This window comes from Pseudoduganella sp. GW821-FHT12E03, from assembly GCF_058807115.1.
Map to the genome: position 1 here is coordinate 182,601 of NZ_JBXAQJ010000003.1, position 26,986 is coordinate 209,586.

A 26,986-nucleotide genomic window follows, 5' to 3' on the forward strand; every position below is an offset into this window, starting at 1 on the left:
GCGGTTCGCTTGCGCGCCGCCATTGTTTGCGGACCTGCTGCATCCGCGCTGGCGGCAACGCATGCATGGCGGCTTCCGCCAGCGCGGAAACCGCCCTACGGAATATCCGCCGCGTGTCCGTGTTAATTCATTACATTCAATTCTTCGGTACGGCGCGGCGGGTACGTGTCCCACTTGCTGCACCCCGGGCAGTGCCAGTAATACTGGCGCGCCTTAAAGCCGCAATGGCCGCACTGGTAGCGGGCCAGCTTTTGCGTATAGCCGTGCACCAGGCCCTTGACCATCGACAGTTCCGACAGCAGCGCGGCAGGCGCATCGACCATGCGCGCTTCCAGCAATTTGTCGAGGCCCAATAAGGTCGGCGTGCGGCGCAACTCTTCCGACACCAGTTGCTTGGCCGCTTCCACGCCATCGAGTTCGATCACGGCTTTAAAGACCACTTCGAGCAGGTCGATCGACGAAGCCTGCTCCAGGTAGGACTTCAGCAAGCCGACGCCTTCCTGCGGACGGCCCACCTTGCGGTAGCCATCCATCAGGCGGGTCGCAACCAGCGCCACGTGCGGCACGCTTTGCTGCTCCACCCGCCGCCACGTGGCAAGCGCGGCTTCCACGTCGCCCTGCGCGTTTTGCACGTCGCCCACCAGGATGGTGGCGCGCACGCTGGTGCGGTCGGCCTGCAGCGCGTCGTCCAGCAGCTTTTGCGCGTCGGCATAGTGCATGCGCACCAGCGCATCCTGCGCCATTTCACAATAAAACTGCGAGATTTCCTTTTGGCGCACGCCGGCGCCGGCTTCCTGCAAGCCATTGGCCGCATCGATGGCGCGCTGCCATTCTTTTTCACGCTGGAAGATTTCCAGCAAGGCGCGCCGCGCCTGCACGCCATAGGTACTGTCGAGCAGCCCTTTGAACGTTTCCTCGGCGCGGTCCAGCAAGCCGGCCTTCAGGTAATCCATCCCCAGTTCATAGCCGGCGTGGGCTTTCTGCTCGGGCGGCAAATCGGGGCGGGACAGCAGATTCTGGTGCACGCGGATGGCGCGTTCGGTTTCGCCGCGGCGGCGGAACAGGTTGCCCAGCGCGAAGTGCATGTCCGCGGTTTCCGGATCCAGGCGCACGATTTCAATGAACGCGTCGATGGCCTTGTCCGGCTGGTCATTCAGTAAATGGTTCAAGCCCTTGAAGTAACCGTTCGGCAAGGTGCGCGACTCGGAAACCAGCTGGCGGATATCGACCCGCGCAGCGACCCAGCCCAGGGCAAAAAAGATGGGCATGCCCAGCAGCCACCAGAGTTCAAATTCCATAAGACTATTGTTGTGCGTTGATGCTGTCTGGCTGCGGCTGCGCATTGACTTTCAACGCGGTCGACTGCAGTGCGGCAATGGTGATTTTTTGTTTGTTCGCTTCGCGGCGGTAGCGGAAGACGGTGGGGGTCAGCGCGAGGATACCCAGCGCCGCGCCGGCGGCAAAGAAGCCCAGCAACAGCAGCACCAACGGGCCGCGCAATTCGTAATTCAGGAACATCACCAGGTCGACTTCCTGGGTGTTCTTCAGGGCGAAGCCGAAGAACAGGACAAACAGGATAAAACCAATCACAGTGGAAACTATCTTCATGCGCTTACGTTCCCTCATTCAAAAAAAAACGGCATCCACGGACGCCGTTTTTGTGCCGCAACCCGGCAGGGCTGCGGCGACCGTTCCAAATGCTTCAGTCCTCGATGATCGGTTGCCCGACCATCGCGTCGACCCGCTCGCGCAACTGCTTGCCCGGCTTGAAGTGAGGGACGCGCTTTTCAGGCACCATCACCTTGTCGCCGGACTTCGGATTGCGGCCGATACGGGGCGGCCTGCTATTTAAAGCAAAGCTGCCGAAACCGCGGATCTCGATACGCTGGCCGCTCGAGAGAGCATTGGTCATCGCATCGAGGATCGTCTTGACCGCGAATTCCGCATCTTTCGCCACCAGCTGAGGATAACGCTCAGCCAGGCGGTTGATCAACTCGGACTTAGTCATCTATCTTCCGGTTTATTAGTTCTTGTTATCGAACTTGGCTTTCAGCAGTGCGCCCAGGCTGGTGGTGCCCGAAGCGGCGCTGTTGTCAGCTGCGATCTTCTGCATGGCTTCCTGGGTGTCAGCGCTGTCTTTCGCTTTGATCGACAGTTGGATCGAACGTGCTTTACGGTCGATGTTGATCACCAGGGCTTCCACGGAGTCGCCCACTTTCAGGTGGGTGCCGGCATCTTCCACGCGGTCGCGGGAGATTTCGGATGCGCGCAGGTAGCCTTCAACTTCTTCCGACAGTTGGATCACGGCGCCTTTTGGCTCAACCGATTTCACGGTGCCGGTTACCAGCGAACCTTTGTCGTTCAGTGCTGCGAAGTTGTTGAATGGGTCGCCTTCCAGTTGCTTAACGCCCAGGGAAACGCGCTCACGCTCAACGTCGATCGCCAGAACAACGGCTTCCAGTTCGTCACCTTTCTTGAACTTGCGCACGGCTTCTTCGCCAGCTTCGGTCCAGGACAGGTCGGACAGGTGTACCAGGCCGTCGATGTTGCCAGCCAGACCGATGAACACGCCGAAGTCGGTGATCGATTTGATCGCGCCTTTGACTTTGTCACCTTTCTTATGGGTCACGCCGAAGTCGTCCCATGGGTTGGCTTTGCACTGTTTCATGCCCAGCGAAATACGACGACGCTCTTCGTCGATTTCCAGAACCATCACTTCAACTTCGTCGCCCAGTTGGACAACTTTGTTTGGAGCGACGTTCTTGTTGGTCCAGTCCATTTCGGAAACGTGTACCAGGCCTTCGATGCCCTGTTCCACTTCAACGAACGCGCCGTAGTCGGTCAGGTTCGTGACTTTACCGAACAGGCGGGTGCCTTGTGGGTAACGACGGGACAGACCGGTCCATGGATCGTCGCCCAGTTGCTTCACGCCCAGCGAAACACGGTTCTTCTCTTGATCGTATTTCAGGACTTTCGCGGTGATCTCTTGACCAACGGTCAGCACTTCCGATGGGTGACGCACACGACGCCATGCCAGGTCGGTGATGTGCAGCAGGCCGTCGATGCCGCCCAGGTCCACGAACGCGCCGTAGTCGGTGATGTTTTTCACAACGCCGGTCACCACGGTGCCTTCTTTCAGCGTTTCCATCAGTTTCTGACGCTCTTCGCCCATCGAAGCTTCGATGACGGCGCGGCGGGACAGAACGACGTTGTTACGCTTGCGGTCCAGTTTGATAACTTTGAATTCGAGGGTCTTGCCTTCGAATGGGGTGGTGTCTTTGACAGGACGGGTGTCCACCAGCGAACCTGGCAGGAACGCGCGGATGCCGTTGGTCAGAACGGTCAGGCCGCCCTTGACTTTGCCATTGACGGTACCGACGACGATTTCGCCGGATTCCATTGCTTTTTCCAGAGCCAGCCACGAAGCCAGACGCTTGGCTTTGTCGCGCGACAGGATGGTATCGCCGAAACCATTTTCCAGCGATTCGATGGCCACGGAAACGAAGTCGCCTACTTTGACTTCCAGTTCGCCTTGGTCATTTTTGAATTCTTCAACAGGAATGAAAGCTTCCGATTTCAGGCCGGCGTTGACGATCACGAAGTTGTGATCCAAACGCACGACTTCAGCGGAGATCACCTCGCCAGAGCGCATATCTTGACGCGACAACGACTCTTCGAAGAGGGCTGCAAAACTTTCCATTTATTTATTCCAAGTTAACCAGTAAGACCCGCAGGATGCGGCTTCAACTGGGTTAAGGTTAATCAAAATTCGCCATGGCACTCAGAGCGTGCCCGGCGACCATTCATTTCCCGACGGCCGCATACCACTGCAACACTTGCGCGACCGCGTTTTCCACGGTCATATCGGAAGTATCGAGCACATGCGCCCCCTCTGCGGGGACCAGCGGCGCGATGGCCCGGTGTGTATCCCGGTCGTCACGCGCCTTCAAATCCATCAGGAGGTCTTCCATATTAGCAGGAATTCCCTTACCTATCAATTGCTTATAACGGCGTTCCGCGCGGGCGGCCACACTGGCCGTCAAAAACACCTTCAAAGTTGCATGAGGGAAAATAACTGTCCCCATATCGCGGCCATCGGCCACCAGGCCCGGCGTCTTGCGGAAACCCAGCTGCAAGCCGTACAGCGCCTGGCGCACGGTCGGGAACGCGGCGATTTTCGATGCCGTATTGCCAACTTCTTCCTGGCGGATCGCATCCGTGACATTTTCATGCGCGAGGAACACGGCATCGCCGGTAAAGCTGATATGCAGGTGTTCGGCCAGCTTGGCCAGCGCATGCTCGTCGTTGAGCGGCGTTTCGCGGCGCAGCGCCTGCAAGGCCGTCAGGCGGTACAGTGCGCCGGAATCCAGCAGGTGAAAACCGAGGTGTTCGGCGACTTTATGGGCCACGGTGCCCTTGCCGGAAGCGGTGGGACCGTCGATGGTGATGACTGGGATTGGGTGGGTCGGCATAAAGGCGAAGCTGAAAGCAAACGCGTAACTTACCCGACTTGGGCGAATACCGCAAATGCAAAGCCCGCAAGGCGGCAACCGACGTGCCGATCGCCGGCGCCAAGTCCGTAGGGCGGTTTTGCGACAGCAAAGCCGTCATCCATGCCGATTGTTGCTGCTGGTGCTGGTGGCGACGCGCGCATGGCGGCTTTCGCCTTTGGCGAAAACCGCCCTACGAATGCACTGCCAACCGCTTATTTGGCGATGCCGGCGAAGGCGCTGAAATACTCCGGGAAGGTCTTGGCCACGCACTTCGGATCGTTGATGCGCATGATGTTGCCATTTCGCAACTTACCGTTGAGCGAGGCCAGCGAGAAGCACATCGCCATGCGGTGGTCGTCATAGGTATCGATGGCGGCCGTGCCGATTTGCGCCGGCGGCGTCACGGTCAGGTAATCCGGGCCCTCTTCCACGATGGCGCCGACTTTGCGCAATTCCGTCGCCATGGCAGCGATGCGGTCGGTTTCCTTCACGCGCCAGCTGGCGATGTTGCGCAGAGTCGTGGTGCCATCCGCGTACAGCGCGGCCACCGCGATGGTCATCGCCGCATCCGGGATGTGGTTGAAGTCCATGTCGATGGCTTTCAGGGGCGTGCTGGCGGACGCCTCGATCCAGTTGTCGCCCATGGTGATGGTCGCCCCCATGGCCGCCAGTGCTTCGGCAAAGCGCACGTCGCCCTGGATCGACTGGCGGCCAACGCCCTCGACCCGCACCGGGCCACCGGAAATCGCGCCGGCGGCCAGGAAGTAGGACGCCGATGAGGCGTCGCCTTCGACGTGGATTGTGCCCGGGCTTTGGTATTGCTGGCCTTTGCTAATGGTGAACGCCTGCCAGCCATCCTGCTCGACCGTGACGCCAAAGCGGCGCATCAGGTTCAGGGTGATTTCAATGTATGGCTTGGAAATCAGCTCGCCCACCACGTCGATCGTAATATCCTGGGTGCGCGCCATCAGCGGCGACACCATCAGCAGCGCCGTCAGGAACTGGCTCGACACATCGCCGCGCACCGCCAGGCGCGCCTGCGTGAACTGGCCGGCATGGATATGCAGCGGCGGATAACCTTTGTTGCCGGTGTAATCGATCTTCGCGCCGACATCGTTCAGCGCATCGACCAGGTCGCCGATCGGGCGCTCGTGCATGCGCGGTACGCCGTGCACCGTGTATTCGCCGCCAATCACGGCCAGCGCCGCCGTCAGCGGGCGGATCGCGGTGCCGGCATTGCCCATGAACAGGTCGGCCGTGCGGTTCGGGAACGCCCCGGCGCCGCCCTGCACCGTGTGCACGGTGTGGTCGCCATCGCGGGTCTCTTCCCACGCGATGCCCAGCGAGCGCAACGCGTTGAGCATCACGTGGGTGTCGTCCGACGCCAGCAGGTCGATGACGCGGGTGGTCCCCTGCGCCAGCGCGGCCAGCAACAGGATGCGGTTGGAAATGCTTTTCGAGCCCGGCAGGCGCACCGTGCCTTGGGCGCGGGCGGCGGGCAGCAAATCAATATGTTCCGGGTATTGCGTACTCATGTTGGGTCTTTCTCGTTAGGTGGCGGCGCTTCGGCCGTTTCGATGGCGGCGATCCACCGTTCGCGCGCTTCGCGCGCATTGCTGTACACGGCTTCCAGGCCCTTGCCGTCGCCGGCCGCCAGTTGCCTGCGCATGATCGCCAGTTGCGCCATGTAGGCGTCCAGCTCCGTCAGCAGGGCGTCCTGGTTGGCCAGGCTGATGTCGCGCCACATTTCCGGCGACGAGCCGGCAATCCGGGTGAAATCGCGGAACCCGCTGGCCGCATACTGGAACAGCAAATCCGCGTGCGGTTTGCGGGCGATATCATCGACCAGCGCAAAGGCCAGCAAATGCGGCAAATGGCTGACGGACGCGAACACCTTGTCGTGTTCCTGCGGCGACAAGCGGTGGATGATGGCGCCGCAAATACGCCACGCCGCGGCGACGCGCTCGATATCGGCTTCGCTGTTTTCCGGCACCGGGGTCAATACGACTTTCTTGCCGCGGTACAGGTCGGGAATGGCCGCATCGGGCCCGTTGGACTCCCGGCCCGCAATCGGGTGGCCCGGCACGAACTGGTGGATGCGGTCGCCCAGCACTTTGCGGGCGGCTTCCGTCACATCGGTCTTGGTGCTGCCGGCGTCCGTCACCACGGTATGCGGTTCCAGGTGCGGCAACAGCGCGGACAGGATCGGCCCCGTCTGCGCCACCGGCGCCGCCAGCAGCACCAGGTCGGCGCCTTTGACGGCTTCGGCGACATCGTCGCCAATGGCATCGATAATGCCCAATTCCCTGGCGCGTTCCAGCGATGCGCGGGAACGGCCCAGTCCAACGACAGTACGCACCGCGCCCGCCTGTTTCAGCGCCCGTGCAAACGAGCCGCCGATCAGGCCAACGCCGGAAATGACGACCTTGTCGAACATGTGCCCGGTCATGCTGCCGCCAGCGCCTTTTGCAGGGCCGCGATCAAGACCGCGTTTTCCTGCGGCAGGCCGATGGAAATGCGCAGCCATTCAGGCAAGCCATAATTGCCGACCGGGCGCACGATCACGCCCTGCTTGAGCAGCGCCAGGTTGATGCGCGCGCCGGCCTGCGGATCTTCGCCGACTTTCACCAGCACGAAGTTGCCGTACGATGGCACGTATTCCAGGTTCAACTGCTCGAACGCTTCGACGAACTGTTCGTAGCCGGCCGTGTTGTTATGCGCACCTTTTTCCAGGAACGCGGTGTCGTTCAGCGCGGCGATCGCGGCGGCTTGCGCCAGCGAATTGACGTTGAACGGCTGGCGGATACGGTTCATCAAGTCGGTCAGCTTCGGCTGCGCAATCGAGAAGCCCACGCGCAAGCCCGCCAGGCCATAGGCCTTGGAGAAGGTGCGCGACACCAGCAGGTTCGGGTATTGCTTGACCCATGCGGCGGAATCGTACTGGTCTTCGGCTTCCAGGTATTCGTTATAGGCTTCATCGAGCACCACCACGACGTTTTCCGGCACCTTTTGCAGGAAGGCTTCGATTTGCGGCCCCGGGATAAAGGTGCCGGTCGGGTTGTTCGGGTTGGCGATGAACACCAGGCGGGTGTCCACGTCGATCGCCGCCAGCATGGCGTCCAGGTCGTGGCCGTGATCCTTGGCCGGCACCACGATGTGGCGCGCGCCAATGCCCTGCGTGGCCAGTGCATACACGGCGAACGAGTACTGCGCATAGACAATCGCTTCGCCCTTCTGCACAAACGCCTTGGCGGCGATTTCCAGGATGTCATTCGAGCCATTGCCCAGCGTGATCCAGTCGGCCGGCACGCCATAGCGTTTGGACAGCGCGTTTTTCAGCTCAAAGCCGTTGGCGTCCGGGTAGCGGCCCAGCTCCGCAGCGGCGGCGGCCATGGCTTCGCGGGCGGAATCAGGCACGCCGAACGGGTTTTCATTGGAGGCCAGTTTGACGATCGTGGCTTCATCGAGGCCAAACTCGCGCGCCACTTCGGAGATGGGCTTACCGGCCTGGTAAGGAGCGATGGCGCGGACGTAATCGGGACCGAATTCTTTCGACATAATTAAAACCTCAGTATATTTTTCGTAGGGCGGTTCGCTTGCGAGCCGCCATTGCTTTCAGGCCTGCGGTGCCAACGCTGGGGGCAACGCGGGCACGGCGGCTTCCGCCAAGGCGGCAACCGCCCTACGGTATTAAGTCAGGCTGACCGGATAAGAGCCCAGGAGCTTGAAGAACGCGGCCTGGTCCTTCAGTTCCGCCATGGCCTTGGCGACCGACGTTTCGTGCACATGGCCTTCGACGTCGACATAGAAATAATATTCCCACGTGCCCATGCGCGCCGGGCGCGATTCGAAGCGAGTCATCGACACGCCGTGTTTCGCCAGCGGCGCCAGCAACTGGTACACGGCGCCGGCCTTGTTCGGCACCGCCAGCACGATCGAGGTCTGGTCTTTACCGGACGGCAGCGTCTGCAAATGGCCGATGATGGCAAAGCGCGTGCGGTTGTGCGGGTCGTCCTGGATATGCGGCTTGATGACGCCCAGCTTGTAGCGGGTGCCGGCGATTTCGCTGGCAATGGCCGCCATGGCCGGATCGTCGCCCGCCATGCGCGCCGCTTCCGCGTTCGACGCCACGGCGCGGCGCTCGATGTTCGGGTAATTCTGGTTCAGCCACACCTGGCATTGCGCCAGCGCCTGCGAATGCGCGCAAATGACTTTCACGCCATCCATCGAACCGGTCTTGCTCATCAGGCTGTGGTGCACGGGAATCGCCACTTCGCCGGAAATCAGCAAGGTGGTTTGCAGCATCAGGTCGAGGGTGCGGTTGATCGCGCCTTCCGACGAATTCTCGACCGGCACGACGCCGAATTCGGCCGTGCCGGCTTCGGTGGCGCGGAACACTTCATCGATCGATGCGCACGGCAAGCCTTCGACGGCGGTGCCGAACTGCTGATACACCGCCTGTTCGCTAAAGGTGCCGGCCGGGCCCAGATACGCCACCGTCACGCGCTTTTCCAGCGCGCGGCAGGCCGACATGATTTCGCGGAAGATGGTTTGCACGTCAAACGACACCATCGGGCCGGGATTGCGGTCGGCCACGCCGCGCAGCACTTGCGCTTCACGCTCGGGGCGGAACACCGGCGCATTGGTTTCAGCCTTGACGTGGCCTACTTCCTGCGCCACCTTGGCGCGCTCGTTCAACAGGCTGAGTATCTGCGCGTCGATCGCATCGATCTTTTCGCGCAGCGGTTTTAATTTGTCATTCATGATCTGCAGGAAGGGGTCATACAAGGCGCATTAGCGCCCTGCGAATTCGTTCAGGTAATCGACCAGGGCTTGGACACCCTCAAGTGGCATCGCGTTATAGATCGATGCACGCATACCGCCGACGGACTTGTGGCCCTTCAGTTGCAGCAGGCCGCGCGCTTTGGCGCCGGCCAGGAATGCTTCATTCTTGCTTTCGTCGCGCAGGTAGAACGGTACGTTCATGCGCGAGCGGTATTCCGGTTGCACACGATTCTGGTAAAAATCGTCCGCGTCGAGCGCCGCGTATAGCAGCTTGGCTTTTTCAATGTTACGGCGTTCCATCTCGGCCACGCCACCCTGGCGCTTGAGCCACTGGAACACCAGGCCGGCAATATAAATGCCATAGGTGGGCGGCGTGTTGTACATCGATTCATTGTCCGCCACGTTTTTAAAGTCAAACGCGGACGGGCAAAATGGCAGCGCCTTGCCGATCAGGTCATCGCGCACGATGACGACCGTGACGCCGGCCGGACCGATATTCTTTTGCGCGCCGCCGAAAATCAGGCCGTATTTCGAGACATCGACCGGGCGCGACAAGATGTGCGACGACATGTCGGCCACCAGGACCGTATCGCCCTGCACTTCCGGCACAAAGCCGATTTCCACGCCATCGATGGTTTCATTGGTGCACAGGTGCAGGTAGGCCGCGCCCGGCGTCAGCTTCCACTCCGATTGCGGCGGCACGAAGCTGTAGCCATTGTCCTTGGCGGACGCCGCCACATTAACGCTGGCGTAACGGGCCGCTTCCTTGATGGATTTCGACGACCACGAACCGGTCTGGATAAAATCGATCGTGGCGCCTTCGCTCCCCACCAGGTTCATGGGAATTACCGCGTTTTGCGACAGGCCGCCACCCTGCATGAACAGGATTTTATAGTTGTCCGGCACCGCCAGCAGCTCGCGCAAGTCGGCTTCGGCCTGGCGGTAGATGGAGATGAATTCCGGGCCACGGTGGCTCATTTCCATGACGGACATCCCGCTGCCATGCCAGTCCAGCATTTCAGCGGCGGCTTGCGCCAGCACTTCTTTTGGTAAGACGGCCGGGCCGGCGGAGAAGTTGTAGATGTTCGTCACTTGCTTGATTCCTTAATAAAAATACGGTGTTACTTGCTGCCCGCTGCGGTCATGTTTTCAACCATCTTCGCCATACGCGGAATCATGATCTTCTGGCTGGCCATCATGGATTCCTGCATCAGCTTGGGCATGGTGCCCAGCATCTTGGCGCCGACCGGGCTGCGGTAAAACGCAATGATCTGCTGCATTTCATCGGCGGAGAAATTGCGCGCATAGATGGCGGCGGTTTCCGTTTCCAGTTCTTCGTGCAGCTTGGGATCGCCGAGGGTTTTATCCATGGCGATCAGCATGGCCGGCAGCGCCTTGTCCAGGTCCGCGCGCGCCTTGCGCTTTTGCTCGGGATTCAGCTTTTTGCTGTCGAAGCCCGCTTCAGCCATCTGGCGAACCATGTCCGGCATATGCTGCGACATTTGCTGCATCGAAGCCTGCAACATCGCGCGCACGTTCATCACGTTCATCAAATCCTTGGCCGCCGCAACGGATTGCTCATTGGCGCCAGTGTCGGCGGCAAACACAGATGCGGCGGGGATCGCCAGTGCCAGCATGACTGCAGCAATCAATTTTTTCATCAATTTTTCCTAATGTATAAAGAAACAGGGCCTGCATCATTGTCGCATTAATCTGCGAAAACGACACAGGCCCCGTTATATAAGCTGCTTCTAAGCTTATTCTATAAGCTTATTCGAAAAACTTATTCGGCCGCTGGCTCCGCCGGCGTTCCGGCATCCGCCGCGGTCTCGCCACCTTCCAGGTCGACTTCATCAATATCGGTTTCCACGATACGCTGCAGGCCGGACAGGCTGGTGCCGTCTTCCACCGCGATCAGGGTCACGCCCTGGGTGGCGCGACCCATTTCACGGATTTCCGCGACACGGGTACGGATCAAGACACCACCGGTGGTGATCAGCATGATTTCATCGGTTGGCGTCACCAGGGTGGCCGCCACGACTTTGCCGTTACGCTCGGAAGTCTGGATCGCGATCATGCCCTTGGTGCCACGGCCGTGACGGGTGTACTCGGTGATCGGCGTACGCTTGCCGTAACCGTTTTCCGTCGCGGTCAGCACCGACTGCTGTTCGTTTTCCGCCACCAGCAGCGCGATCACGTTCTGGCCTTCATCCAGGTTCATGCCACGCACACCGCGCGCGGTACGGCCCATCGGACGCACGTCGTTTTCATCGAAGCGCACGGCTTTGCCGGCGTCGGAGAACAGCATCACGTCATGCTTGCCGTCGGTCAGCGCGGCGCCGATCAGGAAGTCGCCCTCATCCAGGTCGACCGCGATGATGCCGGCCTTGCGTGGATTGCTGAAGTCTTTCAGCGGCGTCTTTTTCACGGTGCCCAGGCTGGTCGACATGAACACGTAATGATCTTCCGGGAAGGTGCGGTTTTCGCCGGACAGCGGCAGCACCACGGTGATCTTTTCGTTTTCCTGCAGCGGGAACATGTTGACGATCGGCTTGCCGCGCGACGTGCGCGAGCCTTGCGGCACTTCCCACACCTTCAGCCAGTACATGCGGCCACGGTTGGAGAAGCACAGGATGTAATCGTGGGTGTTGGCGATGAATAGCTGGTCGATCCAGTCTTCATCCTTGGTCGCCATGGCCTGTTTGCCACGGCCGCCGCGTTTTTGCGCGCGGTATTCGGAAATCGGCTGGGATTTCATGTAACCCAGGTGCGACAACGTCACCACCATGTCTTGCGGGGTAATGAGGTCTTCGGTTTCCAGTTCGGACGCGTTGTGCTCGATGCTGGAACGGCGTGGATCTTTTTCGCCGTATTCATTACGGCACAGCACCATCTCGTCATGGATGATGGCCGTCACGCGGGCCGGCTTGGACAGGATGTCCAGCAAGTCGGCGATTTGCGCCATCACGTCTTTGTATTCATTGACGATCTTGTCCTGTTCCAGGCCGGTCAGGCGCTGCAGACGCATTTGCAGGATTTCCTGCGCCTGGTCGTCGGACAGTTTATACAGGCCGTCGGTTTGCAGGCCGTAATGTTTCGGCAAGTGCTCCGGACGGAACGCGTCCGCGCCCGCCTGGCCTTCTTCACCAGTGCGCGCCAGCATTTCGCGCACCAGCGACGAATCCCAGGCGCGCGCCATCAGTTCGGACTTGGCCAATGGCGGCGTCGGCGCCGCCTTGATGATGGCGATGAAGTCATCGATGTTGGCCAGCGCGACGGCCAGGCCTTCCAGCACGTGACCGCGTTCGCGCGCCTTGCGCAATTCGAACACGGTACGGCGGGTCACCACTTCGCGGCGATGCGACAGGAAGGTCGACAGCATGTCCTTCAAGTTCATCAGCTTCGGCTGGCCATCGACCAGCGCCACCATGTTCATGCCGAAGGTGTCTTGCAGCTGAGTCTGCTTGTACAGGTTGTTCAGCACCACTTCCGGCACTTCACCGCGCTTCAGTTCGATCACCACGCGCATGCCCGACTTATCGGACTCGTCGCGGATGTCGGAAATGCCTTCCAGCTTCTTGTCGCGCACGTTTTCAGCGATGCGCTCCAGCAGGGATTTCTTGTTGACCTGGTATGGCAGCTCGTCGACGATGATGGCGATGCGGCCGCCGTCCTTGCCATATTCTTCGAAGTGGGTCTTGGCGCGCATGACGACGCGGCCACGGCCGGTGCGGTAGCCATCGCGCACGCCGGACACGCCATAAATCGTGCCGCCGGTCGGGAAGTCCGGCGCCGGGATCAGTTCGATCAGGTCGTCAATCGTGCATTCCGGGTTCGCCAGCACGTGCAGCGCGCCATTGATGACTTCGGTGATGTTGTGCGGCGGAATATTGGTCGCCATACCCACCGCGATACCGGACGAACCGTTGATCAGCAGGTTGGGGATACGGGTCGGCAAGACGGTCGGCTCTTTTTCCTTGCCGTCATAGTTCGGCGCGAAGTCGACCGTGTCTTTATCGATGTCGGCCAGCATTTCGCCGGCGATCTTGTCCAGGCGGCACTCGGTGTAACGCATCGCCGCAGCGTTGTCTCCGTCGATCGAACCGAAGTTACCCTGGCCGTCCACCAGCATGTAGCGCAGCGAAAAGTCCTGCGCCATCCGCACCAGCGTGTCGTAAATCGACGCGTCGCCGTGCGGGTGGTACTTACCCATGACTTCACCCACGACACGGGCGCATTTCACGTAAGGACGGTTCCACACGTTGTTCAGTTCGTGCATCCCGAACAGGACACGGCGGTGTACCGGTTTCAAGCCGTCGCGCGCATCCGGCAAGGCACGGCCCACGATCACGCTCATGGCGTAATCGAGGTAGCTCTTGCGCATCTCTTCTTCGAGGGAAATAGGGATTGTTTCTTTTGCGAATTGATCCATTGGCGGGTCGTCTGTTCTTTACTGTGATGGTCTTATCTGGCACGTAATTTGCCACATGTGTGGCCGGGCGCAAAGACAAGCGTACGATTTTAGCATGCGCACGGGCCCCGCCGCGAGATTCCGCACCTCGCGGGTGCGCCTTAATAGCGCACCATTTTGGTGAAAGCAAGCTTTAGAGTCATCTGCCTGAAATATTTACGGTTTAATATCCCCGCGTTAGATACAATTTCGTTGCATAAACACAACATTTTGGTAAGATGCGGACCGGATTCATTTTGGACCGTTCGTATTCTTTTTCGTCCCCTATGGCAAAATGGACGAGAAGTTAATTGATTGTTTCGCAATCGGGAATCGGCGCGGCTATGGGGCATATGGTAGGATGCGCCCCAAGTAATACTAGTTGCGCAGTTTTTGCTGCGGATAACACCCCGAAAGGAAGAAAAATATGAAAAAAATCATCGCCTCGCTGTTCGCAGTGTCTGCTGTGATCGCTGGTAGCGCCTCCGCGCAACAGCCAACGCAGCCACCATTCGCTCCAGTGACCACCGACATCAAAGCACCTACGCCGAAAAGCGCTTACGTGCAAGATGCGCGCGGCATCATCGCCCGCGATCCATTCGGTCTGTGCTGGCGCACCGGCTACTGGACCCCGGCTGACGCGGTGCCAGGCTGCGACCTGCCAATCTGCGTGGAACCAGCAAAACTGGTGGATGGCAAATGCGTAACGCCGCCACCACCAGCAGCACCAGCGCCAGCCGCGCCTGCTCCAGCGCCAGCTCCTAAAGCCGCAGCGCCAGCGCCAACTTCGGAAAAAGTCAGCTTCGCTGCCGACGCCTTCTTCGATTTCGACAAAGCCGTGCTGAAACCAGAAGGCAAAGCCAAGCTGGACGACCTGTCGTCGAAACTGGGCGGCATCAACCTGGAAGTCATCATCGCCGTGGGTCACACCGACTCCGTGGGCACCGATGAATACAACCAGAAGCTGTCGGTACGCCGTTCCGAAGCCGTGAAAGCTTACCTGGTATCGAAAGGCGTTGAAGCCAACCGCGTGTACACCGAAGGCAAAGGCGAGAAGCAGCCTGTGGACGACAACAAGACCGCCGCCGGCCGCGCTAAAAACCGCCGCGTGGAAATCGAAGTTGTAGGCACCCGCAGCACCAAGTAATACCGCAACAACACCGTCTTAACCGATACTTAACCGCCCGGCCACGCCGGGCGGTTTTTTTTACCCAACTCATCTGCATTGCACTGTGGCGGAAATGGCAGCATGCACCTATTGACGAGCGTTAATAAGGAGTAAGATCGTTAATAACCCTTGCTCTGTCCACCACACACCATGAACCGATTTTATGTGCTGCCCGCACTGCTGCTGTGCGGCGCCGCGCTGGCCCAGGCTCCCGCCGCCGAACCGTCCGCCCAGCAAATCATCGACGCACTGAAAGCCAAACCTGCCGTCGCCACGCCGGAAGCCGCTGCCGACGCAGCCGGTGCCGCCCCCAAACCCCGCCGCACCCGCAATTTCGCGGTGGAAGCGGCAACGCCCACGGAAGGGTCGGCCAAGCCCGCCACAGCCCCCGCCCCGCCGCCAACCAACTCCATCAGCCTGGCCATCCAGTTCGAGGTGAATTCCGACCGGGTCCAGCCCACCAGCATGCAAACGCTGACGGCGCTGGCGGCCGCGATGAAATCACCGGAATTGGCCAAACTGCGCTTCCGCCTGGAAGGCCATACCGACGCCAGTGGCCAGGCGGCGTACAACCGCAAGCTGTCCGCGATGCGGGCGGAATCGGTCAAGCGCGTGCTGGTGATCAACCAGGTGGCGCCGGACCGGCTGGTGACGGAAGGCAAAGGTTCGAGCGAACCGGTCAATCCGGCCGATCCCGGCGCGGCGGAAAACCGCCGCGTCCGCATAGTCAGCCTGGAGCCCTGAGCCATGCGCCCCACGCCCTTGCTTGCCAGCCTGGTCCTGGCCGTCACCGCGACCGTGGCGGGGACGGCGGCGCAAGCCGCCGCCACGCCGGCAGCCAGTGCAAAGCCAGCCGGCCAGGCGCCCGACCTGCCGCAAAACCAGCCGCCAAGCCAGCCCCGCGCCGCGCGGCATGCGCTGATCATCGCCATTGGCGACTACATGAGCCCGAATATTCCGCCCTTGCTGGGCGTGGGGCACGACGTAGATTCCGCCACGAAAATGGCGACCGCCATGCAAGTGCCGGCGGCCAACATCCGCGTCTTGCGCGACCATGACGCCACCGCGGCCCGCATCGAACATGAAATCGCGGAATTAAATCACCGCACCCGTCCCGGCGACCGCGTCTTCTTTTATTACTCGGGCCACGGCACGCGCTATTACAGCCCGTTGCCGGCAGACCAGGGTTGCGTGGAAGCGCTGTTGCCGTCCGACAGCGAACCCCTGACCAATGCCCGCCTGGCGACCCTGATGAAGCCGATTTCAGACAAGGTCGATAAATTGATGGTGTTTTATGACGCCTGCCACTCGGGCGGCATTGTCGGCAAACCGCTCGGTGTGACGCGCAGCCTGGCCACACCGAAAGGCAAGCTGACGCCGAAATTTTCTCCGGGCGGCGCCATCGATGCCTGCTCGAAACCCAGCAATATCCGCACGCGCAGTCTCGGCAATGAAACCGCCAAGGCCGGCACGCTGGCGCAAAATATCGTGCTGATTTCCTCGTCGCGCCCCGATGAAGTGTCGTTCGACGATGAAGATGCGGGCGGCGTCGCCACCCAGGCCTGGCGCGATTGCATGCTGCACGACGCGCAAGACCTGGACCAGTCCGGCGCGATTTCCGTCAATGAAATTTCCGCCTGCGCCCAAGTCCGCATCGAAGCGCGCTTCAAGGGCAACCAGCAATTCGGCGCCCAGCACATGACGATCGGCGGCAACGCCGGCTTCGTGCCGGGCTGGCTGACCAACGCCGCGTCGGCGGCGCCGGTACGGCCGGCCAATGCCGCCACGCCGGCGGCCATGGCGGGGGCCGCTGCCGCGCCGGGTGCGGCCACCGCCACGGTGGCCACTGCCACCACGGGCATGCCGGCCGCGCCGCCAGCACCATCCGCTGCAACGGCGCCGGTGGCAGTGACGCCCCCCGCCAGCGCGGCATCGACAAAACCGCCCGCCGTGACACCGGCAACGACACCCGCCGTGGCCGTGACGGCAGCCACCATGCAGGCCGCCCCGGGCGCCGCCCTGACCGACATCCTGGCGCAAAGTGACCCGCGCCGCCAGGTGACAGTCACCGCCCCGGCCCGCATGCTGAAAATCGGCAAGGACACGCTGGATTTGTCGGTGACCTCGTCGCATGCCGGCTATGTCTATGTGGTCATGCTGGGCTCGGACAAGAAGAGCTATTACATGCTGTTCCCCAATGACCGCGACGGCGACAATTACATCAAGGCCGGCGACAGCATGAAACTGCCCCGGCCCAACTGGCGCATTACGGCACAAGGACCGGCCGGCACCGACCGCATGCTGGTCGTGGTCACCGCCACGCCCCGCGACTTGACGCAACTGGGCAACAACAAGGCGGGCCCGTTTATCTACAACCTGACCGATGCCGGCGGCCGCGCGCGGCTGCAATGGCTGCTGGGCACCTCTGTTGGCCTGTCCACCCCCGAATGCCAGCCCGGCGCCGCGCGCGATGCGTCCATCGCGGAACGCTGCTCGGACGCGTTTGGCGCCGTCATCACTGAATTCCATGAACTGTAAGGATGTAACAATGAAACTCCAACTGATTCCGTCGGCACTCGCCCTGGCGGCCATCCTGTCCGTGCCGGCCCACGCATACCAGGCGCAGGATACGCCGCCTGCGGCCCAGGCCGCCGCCCCTGCCGCACCCGCGGCGGAACCACCAGCGCCACCGCCAACACCGGCATCGGTGGTGTTCCTCGATTCGTCGCTGTTCGACAATGCGCTGTCGAGCCAGCTGTCGTCCGGCAAGGAGCAGGTGGAAGTGGCCATCACGGGCAAAATTTCCCTCAATTCCATTCCCCAGCGCATGGATAAATGGATCACGGCGGTGGCGACCAAGGGCGAAGTGGCGCTGACGCAGCAGGCCGACGCGCCGCTGAAGCCGAAATTCGTGCTGGGCCTGCTGCCGACGATTTTTACGTTCATCAAGATGGCGCGCGCGGAAAGCTTGGTGGATCCCGCCTCCAAATACAATGCGTCGATCCTGTACCACCTGGACCGCAGCGGCGAAGCCGTGATCGATAAAATTGTCTTCGTGAAAAAGCCGCCCAAGCAATAATCCAACGGGGCGCGCCGGTCTTCTACAAGAATTCTCCGGCGCGCACTTTGGCGTCCGGCAAATGTCCGTTATCATGCCGACTATGAACGCCGACCCTCTTGAACTCCAAAAATTCAGTGAGCTGGCCCACCGCTGGTGGGACCCCACTTCCGAATTCCGTCCCCTGCACGAAATCAACCCCCTGCGCCTGGAATGGATCAACGCGCGTGCCCCGCTGGCGGGCAAGAACGTGATCGATATCGGCTGTGGCGGGGGCATCCTGTCCGAATCCATGGCGCGCAAAGGCGCCAAGGTCACGGGTATCGACCTGTCTGAAAAAGCCCTGAAAGTGGCCGACCTGCACAGCCTGGAGTCCGGCGTGCAGGTGCGCTACCAGCTGGTTGCCGCCGAAGAGATGGCAGCCCGGGAAGCGGGCCAGTACGACGTCGTGACCTGCATGGAAATGCTGGAACACGTGCCGGACCCGGCTGCCATCGTGCAAGCCGCCGCCACCCTGGTGAAACCGGGCGGCAAGGTCTTTTTCTCGACCCTGAACCGCAATCCGAAGTCGTACCTGTTTGCCGTGATTGGCGCGGAATACCTGTTGCGTTTGCTCCCAAAAGGCACGCACGATTACGCAAAATTCATCACACCGGCGGAATTGTCGCAATATATACGCAATGCTGGCTTGCAGGTAGACAGCCTCAAGGGCCTGGGGTATAACCCGTTGAGCAAGATCTACTCGCTGAACGACGATACTGACGTCAATTACATGGTGGCGTGCACGCGCCTGGCCTGACCGAACTAACCCGCTATGACCACTTCACGCTCTTTCGCCGCGCCGCGCGCCATTTTGTTTGACCTCGACGGCACGCTGGCCGATACCGCGCCCGACCTGGCGGCAGCCGTCAACCTGTTGCGCAGCGAGCGTGGCCTGGCGCTGACGCCATATGAATTGCTGCGCCCGACCGCCTCGGCCGGCGCCCGTGGCATGATCGGCGCGGCCTTCGGCCTGTTGCCGCACGACGAAGGCTTTGAAGAGCTGAAAACCAGTTTCCTGGACAATTACGAAGCCGCCATTGCCGTGCACAGCCGCCTGTTCGATGGCGTGGCGGAATTGCTGGCGGGCCTGGAAGCAGCGGGCCTGGCGTGGGGCATCGTCACCAACAAACCGGCCCGCTTCACGGATCCGCTGCTGCCGCTGATTGGCCTGGGCCACGCGGGCTGCGTGATTTCCGGCGACACCACGCCCTATCCGAAACCGCATCCGGAACCGCTGCTGGAAGCCGCGCGCCGCATCGGCATTCCGCCGGAGCAATGCTGGTATGTGGGCGACGACTTGCGCGACATCCAGGCCGGCGCCGCCGCCGGCATGCCGACCGTGGCATGCGCATGGGGTTACTGCGGCAGTTCCGAACCGGCCACGTGGAACGCCGATCATTTGCTGGATTCACCACAAGCGTTGCTGGACTTGGTGCAATCTGCGTTGACCGATGCCACAATGGCAGCATAGTTTCTCCGCAGATATTGCCGCACGGCAATTTACCAACTACTATGTGAGAAGGTAGCACTTTGCCCTTCACTGATATCGGAGCATTACATGACTGGCGATGACATGATGGCGGATGCGGCTGCGCAGAGTCACATGCCCCAAAGCTGGGATGTGACCGCCGCCGAATCCAAATTCTATTGGTATGACTTGATCACGGATTTCCCGCCCGCGCCGGATTTCCGCGACCCGCTGGGGCGCTACCTGCGGCGCATGCAATTTGCCATTGAAGGCACGATGGACAAGCGGCTGATCTATTTCTTCGTCAGCCGCCCGCGCCTGCGCTTCGACTTGAAGCGCAACACCAGCTGGGGTTTCTTTTCGCTGAAACTGACGGTGCCGTTGATTGTCGGCGCGGACCAGGTCAAGGAAACCGTCACGATCGACCTGAAAACACCGGAAGACGCGACCCTCAAAAAGCCGACCATCCAAATGTTCGACAAGTTCATCACGTTGAACTGGGGTTCGCTGATTGAAACCTATTCCGTGCATGACTTGTTGCAAAACTTTGACGTGAAGATGAACTTCCCGACCAAAGTGCATTATGTCGGCCAGACGCACGACCCGGCCGGCCGCCTGCTGAAAGGCCGCCTGTCGAGCATCAACCGCATCGCCGACCGCAACCAGCCGGACAATGACAATTTCCTGCTGATCCAGCGCATGAACATCAACACCTTCGGCGCCCGCCATCCGGCCGATGACGGCACGGAAGTCGCGCAGGAACAGATCCTGAAGGAGCGCATGGACATCCTCGAATGCGTGCTGATCAGGTATTTCGAAGATGAAACCCGCAAAATGCGCAGCCCGCGCGAACAACTGGCCCGCCAGACCCGCCTGCGCAACCTGGCCAATTCGCACAAGCTGGTGGGCTTGCGCATGAACCTGGCCCTGGAAGAGGAACACGCGTTCGACCGCCTGTTCTCGGACCGCGTACCGGAATTGCGCAAACACGTGTTCGATTGCACCATCAACCAGGGCGAAACCACGTTCAAACGGCCGGAAAAAGTGTAATTACCTGTATCCAGGGTGCGCCCCCGGGCCGATTGCGGTACAATGACTATTCCTTCTGTGGGGACGACCTGGTTTCGACGTGGGTTACAAAGCAGAACAGGGCATACCGAGGCCTGGTTACCTCGTAAATACACCCAGAAATCAATAACTGCAAACGATAACTCGTACGCACTGGCAGCTTAATTGCTGTTAGCTCCTCAACACCTCGTCCCTGGGGTGGGCCGTTAAAAGCTGAGGAGTCACTTACAGGGAATCGCGCTGCAACGGGTCACTTGAAGCAGCGTTAAATCTAAGGTGAATCGCCTGTACGGAACGTGTACATCCGTGCCGTCCGGGTTAAATTAAATGATAGTACTAAGTATGTAGAACTGTCTGTAGAGTGCTTGCGGACGCGGGTTCGATTCCCGCCGTCTCCACCACCAACACCTAAAGGCTCTTGGTTTTTCGGTTGCAAATCCTTGATTATAAAGGGTTTTCAAACAAAAAGACTAAGAGCCTTTTCCTATTCTGCGGTTGCAAATTCATAGTGGATCACCCAAGTGGATCACCCGACCCACTACTATGAAAATCGCATCTCACCTTTGGCACTCCCCTCTTGGAGTGTTCTACTTCCGTGTTACCGAAAAAAGTGATGGAAAGCAAGTTGCCAAACGGGTAAGCTTGCATACCAAAGACCCAACTGTAGCTAAACAAAGTGCCGTAAGAATCATGGCACTGATGGCAGAACACGACATATCTATGAGCAAAATTAAATCATTTGAATTGGCAATTAACGGTTTGAGTATGAAAGCTGATCCCAATGTTGACGGTGATGTAGAGGCATTGGGCAAGTTCATAAAGGAACATGGTGAATATATTAAAACACTTGCTCCCTCCCCTACTAATTCAGTTCACTCTGCACCAACTCATCATGTAGGCTACACCTCCAAATTTTCTGATGTTGTTGAAAAATACAAGATACGGAAAGAGAAAGAACTCGCTCCTAAAACTGTGTATCAGTATGTGCAGAGCATGATCAAATTTCAGAGGTGGGCAGAAAGTCGGAACGGTTACAACCCATTACTAATGTCTCACATTGATAAGCGTTTTGTTGCAAGTTATATTGAATACCTACATGCAAACAACTATCAGAATAATACGATTGAGAACAATCATTTAAAACCACTCAACACATTCTTTGCCTTTGCAACCTCATGTGGTGAATACCCTGATGCTAAATCTCCTGCAAAAGAACACGGCTTGGTTGTTGATAAACAAACAAAAATAAAGCAAAAAGAGGAAGAACGAGAGATGTTCAATAACGACGACTTGCAAAAGATCTTTTCCTCTGAAAACTACCAAAAAATTGCACACCCTGATTTGTTTTGGTTGCCAATTTTAGGACTCTACACAGGTGCGCGAATGAACGAACTTTGCAAACTTGCGAGCATTGACCTCAAAGATCACGGTGATTTCTATAGCATTAATATTAATAATGAAATCGGCACCCTGAAGACAGAAGCAAGTAAGCGCCGTATTCCATTGCATCCCAAAATTATTGAACTTGGATTCTTGGACTATGTGGAAGATGTAAAGAAATATGGTGTGATGCTTTTCCCAAATCTTCAACCTGATACCTTTGGAAGCTACATCAAAGAACCATCCCGCAGGTTTGGGCGGTATCTTGATGACATTGGGATTCCTGAAAAAACGAAAGTATTCCACTCATTCCGTTCCACAGCCATAACTATGGTCACGAACAAGCAGACTGCAAGTAATGAGGATGCCAATTTCCGTAAATATTACTTTGGACATGAAATTGAGGACATTCAATTCATTCACTATTTCAAAGACCTACAGCAAAATCTTCTTGTGGAAGCCATCATTTCACATCTTGACTTTGGGAATTTTGAATTCCAATTCAAATACGAAAAAGGAATGTTCAACAAATTCCTTGCAAAACGTATGAAAGAATTCAAAGACAGAGCTCAAAAATCTAAAGGAAATAATTAAAATAGCTGGGCACCCCATAGTTGTCGAATTATAATCGAAGTTCCTAAACCAACTTTGGAGCAATAAAATGGATGCAAAAGTTCTGACTGCCGATGAAATCGTGAAGCTGATCATTTCGGGTAAAGCTACTCCACAACAGCAATTGGACTATGCAAAACACTTGCAGGACAATGCAAAAGCTCAGATTGAAGCTGAAAAAGATGTCAACTTCAACAAGGTAAAAGAACTGATGCAGAAGCTTGGCATCACTCCCGAAGAAATGATTAAAGCACTCAACCCTGCTGAAAAAATCTTTGAGTGGAATGGCAACATTCGTATGAGTGATGCCCGTGGTAAGCTCCCACAATGGACTACTGAACTGAAATCTAAAGTAGCTAAAGAAGAAGCCCTCAAACTCGCACTTACTGAAAAAGGTAAAGAGTTTGTTGAAGGTATCTACAGCAAATAATTAATTTTGCTCCAAATAAGAAGCCACCTTTCGGTGGCTTTTTTTATTTCATCAATGCTTCTAACAACACTCTAATTATATGTTCTGAAACAAAGTAAAAGTATTGCAACCACGGCGATGCCACTAATAGATTAAGACAGATCATCACAGCAATACCGATTTTTCTCCTTCTATCGCTTACCTCAGCCATGAGCAACCACCAAAAACAGTAATGCTGACAAAGCCAAGCAAGCAAAGAACAGAACATTAGTTTTCACGAACAATTCAATAAATCTCTTCCAATTCAATTTCATACATTTCTCCTTTAGTAGTCATATTTAATTTAGCAACTTCATAAATCAAGTCAACTGCTTCCATTCTGATTTCTTTCAGAAATCAAAACGGCCATGTTCTAAACACTACAAAAATTGACTTTGATGTGTGCTTTGCTAATCTACTTTAAATTTACGGAGACAATTATGATTATAAATTTAACTCTAGAAAACTATAGAGCAAAGAAGAAGAAAGACGATCACTTGCTATACATACAATCACAAGCATTAAAAAGGAAACCAAAGAAGAAGTCATCAAGGATTGATGCAATCGGTAAAGGATTCAGTCTGCAAGAACTAATGAAAGAAAAGATACTGAAGGATAAACCCAAGAAAAAATGAAGCTCCAAGAATCTAAAGCCACTATTCGAGTGGCTTTTTTTACGCCAATTTGATTTCAAATTTGACAACTAAAATTAATTCGCTATAAGTATTAAGCAGGATTTGTAGGATTTTTAGGATTTAAATTTTTAAGGAGGATAAATGAGATTAAGAAAAGATGGTAAATGCAATCACACCGTAACAGTTGAGCCTGAACTAAAACAACGAATAGAGACTCTGAAAAAGGAAGGTTTCAACATACAGGGTGAATTAAGAAAGATGGTAGAGGAAATAGTTAAGCAATATGAAAAATTCTTAAAGGAGAAGTTAAATGAGTATAAGAAATAAATTTAAAAATAAAGTCGCATCAATGTTTAACTCGGCAAAAACCGCAACAGGCAAGGCTTTTGGTGTAAAGCACATTAAAGCACAGCATCAATACATCAAGGAGTTAGGGAAGATTGCATTTATTCCTGAACACAAGAGAAGAAAGGTCTATGACGAAACCTTTGAACAAGCTGTGCAGAGGCATGGTGTTACTGATGGAGAAATCAAAGCGATAAGAAAAAACTACACAGTAATTTTCTACACACAACTGTTCTACTCAATAGTTCTTTTGGGATTCACAAGTAAATATCTCGTTGAGCAAAACCCTATGGCAACTCTAAGCTGCATGGCGATTATGGCTATTTGCCTAGCTCTTTGTTTCAAATACTCATTTAGAACATATCAGATTAAAACACGAAAACTTTGCTCTGTTAATGAATGGAAATCAAGTGGTGACTACTTCCCAAAGTTCGAAAAATAAGACAGCAGTAAACACGAAAACAATAAAAAAGGAAATGTATGAGATATTTAAAATACCTATTATTAGCACTAATACCAAGCTTTGCGCAAGCACAGACAATGTTTCAGCCTGTTGATGGTTCAAAAGCCATGGTCTTACTTTCAAGCCTCTTTGGAGGTTTGGAAGTGTTTGGAGCAGGTGCAGGAGATCCATTTGAGTCAATAATTAATGTATTCAATGGAGCAGTATTGATCTTTGCAGGTTTGATGGTTGCATACACAATCACAACTGCAATTATTGGAACAGCACATGATGGTGAAATGCTTGGTAAAAAACTAAATTCCGCATGGGTTCCAATTAGATTAGCAATGGGAACAGCGTTAGCAATGCCTGTTTTTGGTGGCTATTGCACTATGCAGAAGCTTGTAGCAATCCTGATAGTTAACTCAATCGGTCTAGCTGATCAAGCATGGGTTTCCTATGTGTCAAAAGAGAATCTTGCTAATAATATTTCAATTGGTTTGGTAAGAGTAGACACTAAAGACTTAGGTTACAACATACTAAAATCATCAGTATGCCTATCAGCACTAAATAAGATAAAGGTAAGTGACGTTAGCACAGCGGAAGCTCTTGGATTCAGTAATTCAAGTTTTGGAATAACTGTAGATAGTTCATCACCCGAAAAAATTGTTTATGAATTTGGAGATAGAAACGAAACCGCTTTATTCACAAAGAAAACCTGTGGACACGTTGAGTTTTCTAAAAAGGAAAAAGCAGTAATCTACCCAGTACAGGCGGGCATCTTCACAACTGCAACAGCAGGGGCAGAGAGTCAAGCAAGAATGGATAGGATTGTTGCAGAACAGAAGATCCAGTTAGATAACATGATTGTTGCGATGCAAGCTCAAGCTGAAAATTTAGTTGGAGGAGCTAAATTAAATCCAAACACAATAGATGAAATTATCAACAAGTATGAGTTGGCAATCAGAGACAAAACAGCGAGTGAAATTTTAGATATTAATGTGTTCAAGCAAGTAAGTGAGAATGCAAAGGTCGATGGTTTTGTGTCATCAGCTACCTTTTACAACAAAATTACTTTCCTAGTTGATTTAGCTCAAAGAACAATGGCTAAGGTTCCCAATTCTGTAGGTCCATCAGAACGATTCATTAACAAGACGTTCTTGGATCAATACCAAGCAGCTTATGCACCATTAATTGAAACACTATCCAAAACTCAAAAAGGAAGACAATACGGGATTTCATTTGAAGCAGGCGCAAGCAACAATCAAGCACAGTGCGGTGGAGTAATGGAATGTTTAGCAGGGAATGTCGATCTAAATATGATTATAAAGTCACATTTTAGTGCAGATAAGGATAACTTCGTGCTTAAACAAGGTGAACACCCTGTAATGGCAATCAAGAGAATTGGTAATGCTTTCTTGATGATGGCAGGAGCAGGATTTACAGCACTTCTAGGACTATTTGTAGTATCAACTTTTGCGCCTGGTATTGCTACAGGAGCAGGAGCAATATTTGTGACATTCATTCCGATGCTGTTAATCACAGGTTTCACATTGAGTTATGTCATACCTGCACTACCAATGCTGATTATCATATCAGGCATCATTTCATGGCTTGTATTATGTATTGAAGCAATCCTAATCGCTCCATTGTGGGCAGTGATGCACCTATCAAATGGTGACGACATGGTCGGTGGAGCTTCACAGGGATACAGATTAATATTGAGTCTAGCTTTAAAGCCAGTTTTAATGGTGTTTGGTGTAGTAGCTTCAATAGCACTATTGCAGATCATTGGAGACTTCATACAATCCATCTTCCAAGATGCATTCTTATCAATGAATGAAGATAGCAATACATTAATATTAATCTGTTCAAGCGTGTTTGGTGCATTAATTTATGGATACTTCGTGTTCTCAATCATCAAGAGAATTTTCAATCTAATCCATGAGTTGCCTGATGGAGTTCTAAAATACATCACAAATTCAGATATACAGTTAGGTTCTACAGCAAGCCAAGTGACAGGAGGAAACAACATTGGTGTTGCAGGTGTTGCCATTATGAATAAAGTCGGAGAAGGTGCAGGAGGCTTAAACAATGCACTAAAAGGTATGGGGACTAAAGGAAATGAAGGTAAGCCTGAAAACCCAATGGACGCATTAAATGATAAAGCTTTAGCAGAAACCAATGCTAATAGTGCAGATTCAACAGAATCAAAGGATGGTCAATCTGATGGAGCAACCGAACAACCAAATTCATACAATGCAATGCAAAGTAAAAATAACAGCAATCCTAATCAATTTTCAGGAAAAGTATCAAACTTTGGTAAAGCACCATATCAAGATAACCCTGAAAACAAGGACAGCTTTTTTGTAGAGTTAGAGAAAGAAAATGGTTCAAAAGAAAAAGTTTGGGGAGTTGATCTAGCAAAGAAAGCAGGAACAGAGTTTGGAATCGGTGACAGTGTAACTCTTGAAAAAGGGCAGAAGGAAAGTGTCGAAATTACTGATAATAATGGAAATCAGATTTCAGGCTTCAGAAGACAATGGAACATTGATAACCACTCTAACGAGTAAAAATATAGCCACAGAAATG

General features: G+C 55.4%; 24 protein-coding genes and 1 other RNA gene. 13 read left to right on the plus strand and 12 right to left on the minus strand.

What is annotated here, in order from left to right; all coding sequences use genetic code 11:
* Positions 1–122: 122 nt before the first annotated feature.
* The 12 genes from lapB to gyrA all read right to left on the minus strand — a co-directional run bounded on the left by lapB (position 123) and on the right by gyrA (position 13,710).
* A complete protein-coding gene (gene lapB / locus AC1RRC_RS08585; protein WP_493054868.1) occupies positions 123–1,298 on the minus strand; it encodes a lipopolysaccharide assembly protein LapB in 1,176 nt (391 codons plus the stop codon).
* Between the two features lie 4 nt (positions 1,299–1,302).
* Positions 1,303–1,608, minus strand: coding sequence for a lipopolysaccharide assembly protein LapA domain-containing protein (locus tag AC1RRC_RS08590; protein WP_493054869.1), 306 nt, complete (start codon positions 1,606–1,608; stop codon positions 1,303–1,305).
* Positions 1,609–1,702: 94 nt separating this feature from the next.
* On the minus strand, positions 1,703–2,008 hold the full coding sequence (locus tag AC1RRC_RS08595) for an integration host factor subunit beta (protein WP_154377329.1): 306 nt from the start codon (positions 2,006–2,008) through the stop codon (positions 1,703–1,705).
* A gap of 15 nt (positions 2,009–2,023) precedes the next feature.
* Positions 2,024–3,700: a 30S ribosomal protein S1 gene (rpsA, locus tag AC1RRC_RS08600; protein WP_493054870.1), complete on the minus strand. Its 1,677-nt coding sequence runs from the start codon at positions 3,698–3,700 to the stop codon at positions 2,024–2,026.
* Between the two features lie 103 nt (positions 3,701–3,803).
* Positions 3,804–4,472, minus strand: a complete 669-nt coding sequence (cmk, locus tag AC1RRC_RS08605) for a (d)CMP kinase (RefSeq protein WP_493054871.1) — start codon at positions 4,470–4,472, stop codon at positions 3,804–3,806.
* Positions 4,473–4,705: 233 nt separating this feature from the next.
* Complete coding sequence (gene aroA / locus AC1RRC_RS08610; protein ID WP_493054872.1) at positions 4,706–6,028, minus strand: 3-phosphoshikimate 1-carboxyvinyltransferase; 1,323 nt, start codon at positions 6,026–6,028, stop codon at positions 4,706–4,708.
* On the minus strand, positions 6,025–6,930 hold the full coding sequence (locus AC1RRC_RS08615) for a prephenate dehydrogenase (protein ID WP_493055508.1): 906 nt from the start codon (positions 6,928–6,930) through the stop codon (positions 6,025–6,027). Before AC1RRC_RS08615 ends, aroA begins: the two co-directional genes overlap by 4 nt.
* 8 nt (positions 6,931–6,938) lie before the next feature.
* The gene (gene hisC / locus AC1RRC_RS08620; RefSeq protein ID WP_493054873.1) at positions 6,939–8,051 is read right to left on the minus strand and encodes a histidinol-phosphate transaminase; all 1,113 of its coding nucleotides are present in this window, start codon (positions 8,049–8,051) and stop codon (positions 6,939–6,941) included.
* A 132-nt stretch (positions 8,052–8,183) separates the two neighbouring features.
* Positions 8,184–9,257: a prephenate dehydratase gene (gene pheA / locus AC1RRC_RS08625; protein WP_493054874.1), complete on the minus strand. Its 1,074-nt coding sequence runs from the start codon at positions 9,255–9,257 to the stop codon at positions 8,184–8,186.
* A gap of 30 nt (positions 9,258–9,287) precedes the next feature.
* Positions 9,288–10,370, minus strand: coding sequence for a 3-phosphoserine/phosphohydroxythreonine transaminase (serC, locus tag AC1RRC_RS08630; protein WP_493054875.1), 1,083 nt, complete (start codon positions 10,368–10,370; stop codon positions 9,288–9,290).
* Positions 10,371–10,399: 29 nt separating this feature from the next.
* The gene (locus AC1RRC_RS08635) at positions 10,400–10,939 is read right to left on the minus strand and encodes a DUF2059 domain-containing protein (protein WP_493054876.1); all 540 of its coding nucleotides are present in this window, start codon (positions 10,937–10,939) and stop codon (positions 10,400–10,402) included.
* A 122-nt stretch (positions 10,940–11,061) separates the two neighbouring features.
* Positions 11,062–13,710: a DNA gyrase subunit A gene (gyrA, locus tag AC1RRC_RS08640; protein WP_493054877.1), complete on the minus strand. Its 2,649-nt coding sequence runs from the start codon at positions 13,708–13,710 to the stop codon at positions 11,062–11,064.
* A 445-nt stretch (positions 13,711–14,155) separates the two neighbouring features.
* Here gyrA and ompA point away from each other — a divergent pair, with 445 nt between their 5' ends.
* The 13 genes from ompA (at position 14,156) to AC1RRC_RS08705 (ending at position 26,967) form a co-directional block, all read left to right on the plus strand.
* Positions 14,156–14,875, plus strand: coding sequence for an outer membrane protein OmpA (gene ompA, locus AC1RRC_RS08645; protein WP_493054878.1), 720 nt, complete (start codon positions 14,156–14,158; stop codon positions 14,873–14,875).
* Between the two features lie 171 nt (positions 14,876–15,046).
* Positions 15,047–15,640: an OmpA family protein gene (locus tag AC1RRC_RS08650; RefSeq protein ID WP_493054879.1), complete on the plus strand. Its 594-nt coding sequence runs from the start codon at positions 15,047–15,049 to the stop codon at positions 15,638–15,640.
* Between the two features lie 3 nt (positions 15,641–15,643).
* A complete protein-coding gene (locus AC1RRC_RS08655) occupies positions 15,644–17,434 on the plus strand; it encodes a caspase family protein (RefSeq protein WP_493054880.1) in 1,791 nt (596 codons plus the stop codon).
* A gap of 10 nt (positions 17,435–17,444) precedes the next feature.
* On the plus strand, positions 17,445–17,975 hold the full coding sequence (locus AC1RRC_RS08660) for a hypothetical protein (RefSeq protein WP_493054881.1): 531 nt from the start codon (positions 17,445–17,447) through the stop codon (positions 17,973–17,975).
* Between the two features lie 82 nt (positions 17,976–18,057).
* The gene (gene ubiG, locus AC1RRC_RS08665) at positions 18,058–18,753 is read left to right on the plus strand and encodes a bifunctional 2-polyprenyl-6-hydroxyphenol methylase/3-demethylubiquinol 3-O-methyltransferase UbiG (RefSeq protein WP_493054882.1); all 696 of its coding nucleotides are present in this window, start codon (positions 18,058–18,060) and stop codon (positions 18,751–18,753) included.
* A 15-nt stretch (positions 18,754–18,768) separates the two neighbouring features.
* Positions 18,769–19,467: an HAD family hydrolase gene (locus AC1RRC_RS08670; protein WP_493054883.1), complete on the plus strand. Its 699-nt coding sequence runs from the start codon at positions 18,769–18,771 to the stop codon at positions 19,465–19,467.
* 87 nt (positions 19,468–19,554) lie between these two features.
* Positions 19,555–20,514 carry a hypothetical protein gene (locus AC1RRC_RS08675; RefSeq protein ID WP_493054884.1) on the plus strand — a complete coding sequence of 320 codons (960 nt, stop codon included), beginning with the start codon at positions 19,555–19,557 and terminating at the stop codon, positions 20,512–20,514.
* A 59-nt stretch (positions 20,515–20,573) separates the two neighbouring features.
* Positions 20,574–20,933, plus strand: a transfer-messenger RNA (tmRNA) gene (ssrA, locus tag AC1RRC_RS08680).
* 142 nt (positions 20,934–21,075) lie between these two features.
* Positions 21,076–22,506, plus strand: a complete 1,431-nt coding sequence (locus tag AC1RRC_RS08685) for a site-specific integrase (RefSeq protein WP_493054885.1) — start codon at positions 21,076–21,078, stop codon at positions 22,504–22,506.
* 67 nt (positions 22,507–22,573) lie between these two features.
* Positions 22,574–22,954: a hypothetical protein gene (locus AC1RRC_RS08690; RefSeq protein WP_493054886.1), complete on the plus strand. Its 381-nt coding sequence runs from the start codon at positions 22,574–22,576 to the stop codon at positions 22,952–22,954.
* A 794-nt stretch (positions 22,955–23,748) separates the two neighbouring features.
* Entirely contained in the window at positions 23,749–23,934 is a 186-nt protein-coding gene (locus AC1RRC_RS08695) for a hypothetical protein (RefSeq protein ID WP_493054887.1), read from the plus strand.
* The gene (locus tag AC1RRC_RS08700) at positions 23,918–24,394 is read left to right on the plus strand and encodes a hypothetical protein (RefSeq protein ID WP_493054888.1); all 477 of its coding nucleotides are present in this window, start codon (positions 23,918–23,920) and stop codon (positions 24,392–24,394) included. Before AC1RRC_RS08695 ends, AC1RRC_RS08700 begins: the two co-directional genes overlap by 17 nt.
* 38 nt (positions 24,395–24,432) lie before the next feature.
* Positions 24,433–26,967, plus strand: coding sequence for a DotA/TraY family protein (locus tag AC1RRC_RS08705; protein ID WP_493054889.1), 2,535 nt, complete (start codon positions 24,433–24,435; stop codon positions 26,965–26,967).
* Positions 26,968–26,986 lie beyond the last annotated feature (19 nt).

What these genes read in the sequence shown, in the direction of transcription:
- lapB (WP_493054868.1), bottom strand. Translation starts at nt 1,298, where the DNA reads ATGGAATTTGAACTCTGGTGGCTGCTGGGCATGCCCATCTTTTTTGCC.
- AC1RRC_RS08590 (WP_493054869.1), bottom strand. Translation starts at nt 1,608, where the DNA reads ATGAAGATAGTTTCCACTGTGATTGGTTTTATCCTGTTTGTCCTGTTC.
- AC1RRC_RS08595 (WP_154377329.1), bottom strand. Translation starts at nt 2,008, where the DNA reads ATGACTAAGTCCGAGTTGATCAACCGCCTGGCTGAGCGTTATCCTCAG.
- rpsA (WP_493054870.1), bottom strand. Translation starts at nt 3,700, where the DNA reads ATGGAAAGTTTTGCAGCCCTCTTCGAAGAGTCGTTGTCGCGTCAAGAT.
- cmk (WP_493054871.1), bottom strand. Translation starts at nt 4,472, where the DNA reads ATGCCGACCCACCCAATCCCAGTCATCACCATCGACGGTCCCACCGCT.
- aroA (WP_493054872.1), bottom strand. Translation starts at nt 6,028, where the DNA reads ATGAGTACGCAATACCCGGAACATATTGATTTGCTGCCCGCCGCCCGC.
- AC1RRC_RS08615 (WP_493055508.1), bottom strand. Translation starts at nt 6,930, where the DNA reads ATGTTCGACAAGGTCGTCATTTCCGGCGTTGGCCTGATCGGCGGCTCG.
- hisC (WP_493054873.1), bottom strand. Translation starts at nt 8,051, where the DNA reads ATGTCGAAAGAATTCGGTCCCGATTACGTCCGCGCCATCGCTCCTTAC.
- pheA (WP_493054874.1), bottom strand. Translation starts at nt 9,257, where the DNA reads ATGAATGACAAATTAAAACCGCTGCGCGAAAAGATCGATGCGATCGAC.
- AC1RRC_RS08635 (WP_493054876.1), bottom strand. Translation starts at nt 10,939, where the DNA reads ATGAAAAAATTGATTGCTGCAGTCATGCTGGCACTGGCGATCCCCGCC.
- gyrA (WP_493054877.1), bottom strand. Translation starts at nt 13,710, where the DNA reads ATGGATCAATTCGCAAAAGAAACAATCCCTATTTCCCTCGAAGAAGAG.
- ompA (WP_493054878.1), top strand. Translation starts at nt 14,156, where the DNA reads ATGAAAAAAATCATCGCCTCGCTGTTCGCAGTGTCTGCTGTGATCGCT.
- AC1RRC_RS08650 (WP_493054879.1), top strand. Translation starts at nt 15,047, where the DNA reads ATGAACCGATTTTATGTGCTGCCCGCACTGCTGCTGTGCGGCGCCGCG.
- AC1RRC_RS08655 (WP_493054880.1), top strand. Translation starts at nt 15,644, where the DNA reads ATGCGCCCCACGCCCTTGCTTGCCAGCCTGGTCCTGGCCGTCACCGCG.
- AC1RRC_RS08660 (WP_493054881.1), top strand. Translation starts at nt 17,445, where the DNA reads ATGAAACTCCAACTGATTCCGTCGGCACTCGCCCTGGCGGCCATCCTG.
- ubiG (WP_493054882.1), top strand. Translation starts at nt 18,058, where the DNA reads ATGAACGCCGACCCTCTTGAACTCCAAAAATTCAGTGAGCTGGCCCAC.
- AC1RRC_RS08670 (WP_493054883.1), top strand. Translation starts at nt 18,769, where the DNA reads ATGACCACTTCACGCTCTTTCGCCGCGCCGCGCGCCATTTTGTTTGAC.
- AC1RRC_RS08675 (WP_493054884.1), top strand. Translation starts at nt 19,555, where the DNA reads ATGACTGGCGATGACATGATGGCGGATGCGGCTGCGCAGAGTCACATG.
- AC1RRC_RS08685 (WP_493054885.1), top strand. Translation starts at nt 21,076, where the DNA reads ATGAAAATCGCATCTCACCTTTGGCACTCCCCTCTTGGAGTGTTCTAC.
- AC1RRC_RS08690 (WP_493054886.1), top strand. Translation starts at nt 22,574, where the DNA reads ATGGATGCAAAAGTTCTGACTGCCGATGAAATCGTGAAGCTGATCATT.
- AC1RRC_RS08695 (WP_493054887.1), top strand. Translation starts at nt 23,749, where the DNA reads ATGAGATTAAGAAAAGATGGTAAATGCAATCACACCGTAACAGTTGAG.
- AC1RRC_RS08700 (WP_493054888.1), top strand. Translation starts at nt 23,918, where the DNA reads ATGAGTATAAGAAATAAATTTAAAAATAAAGTCGCATCAATGTTTAAC.
- AC1RRC_RS08705 (WP_493054889.1), top strand. Translation starts at nt 24,433, where the DNA reads ATGAGATATTTAAAATACCTATTATTAGCACTAATACCAAGCTTTGCG.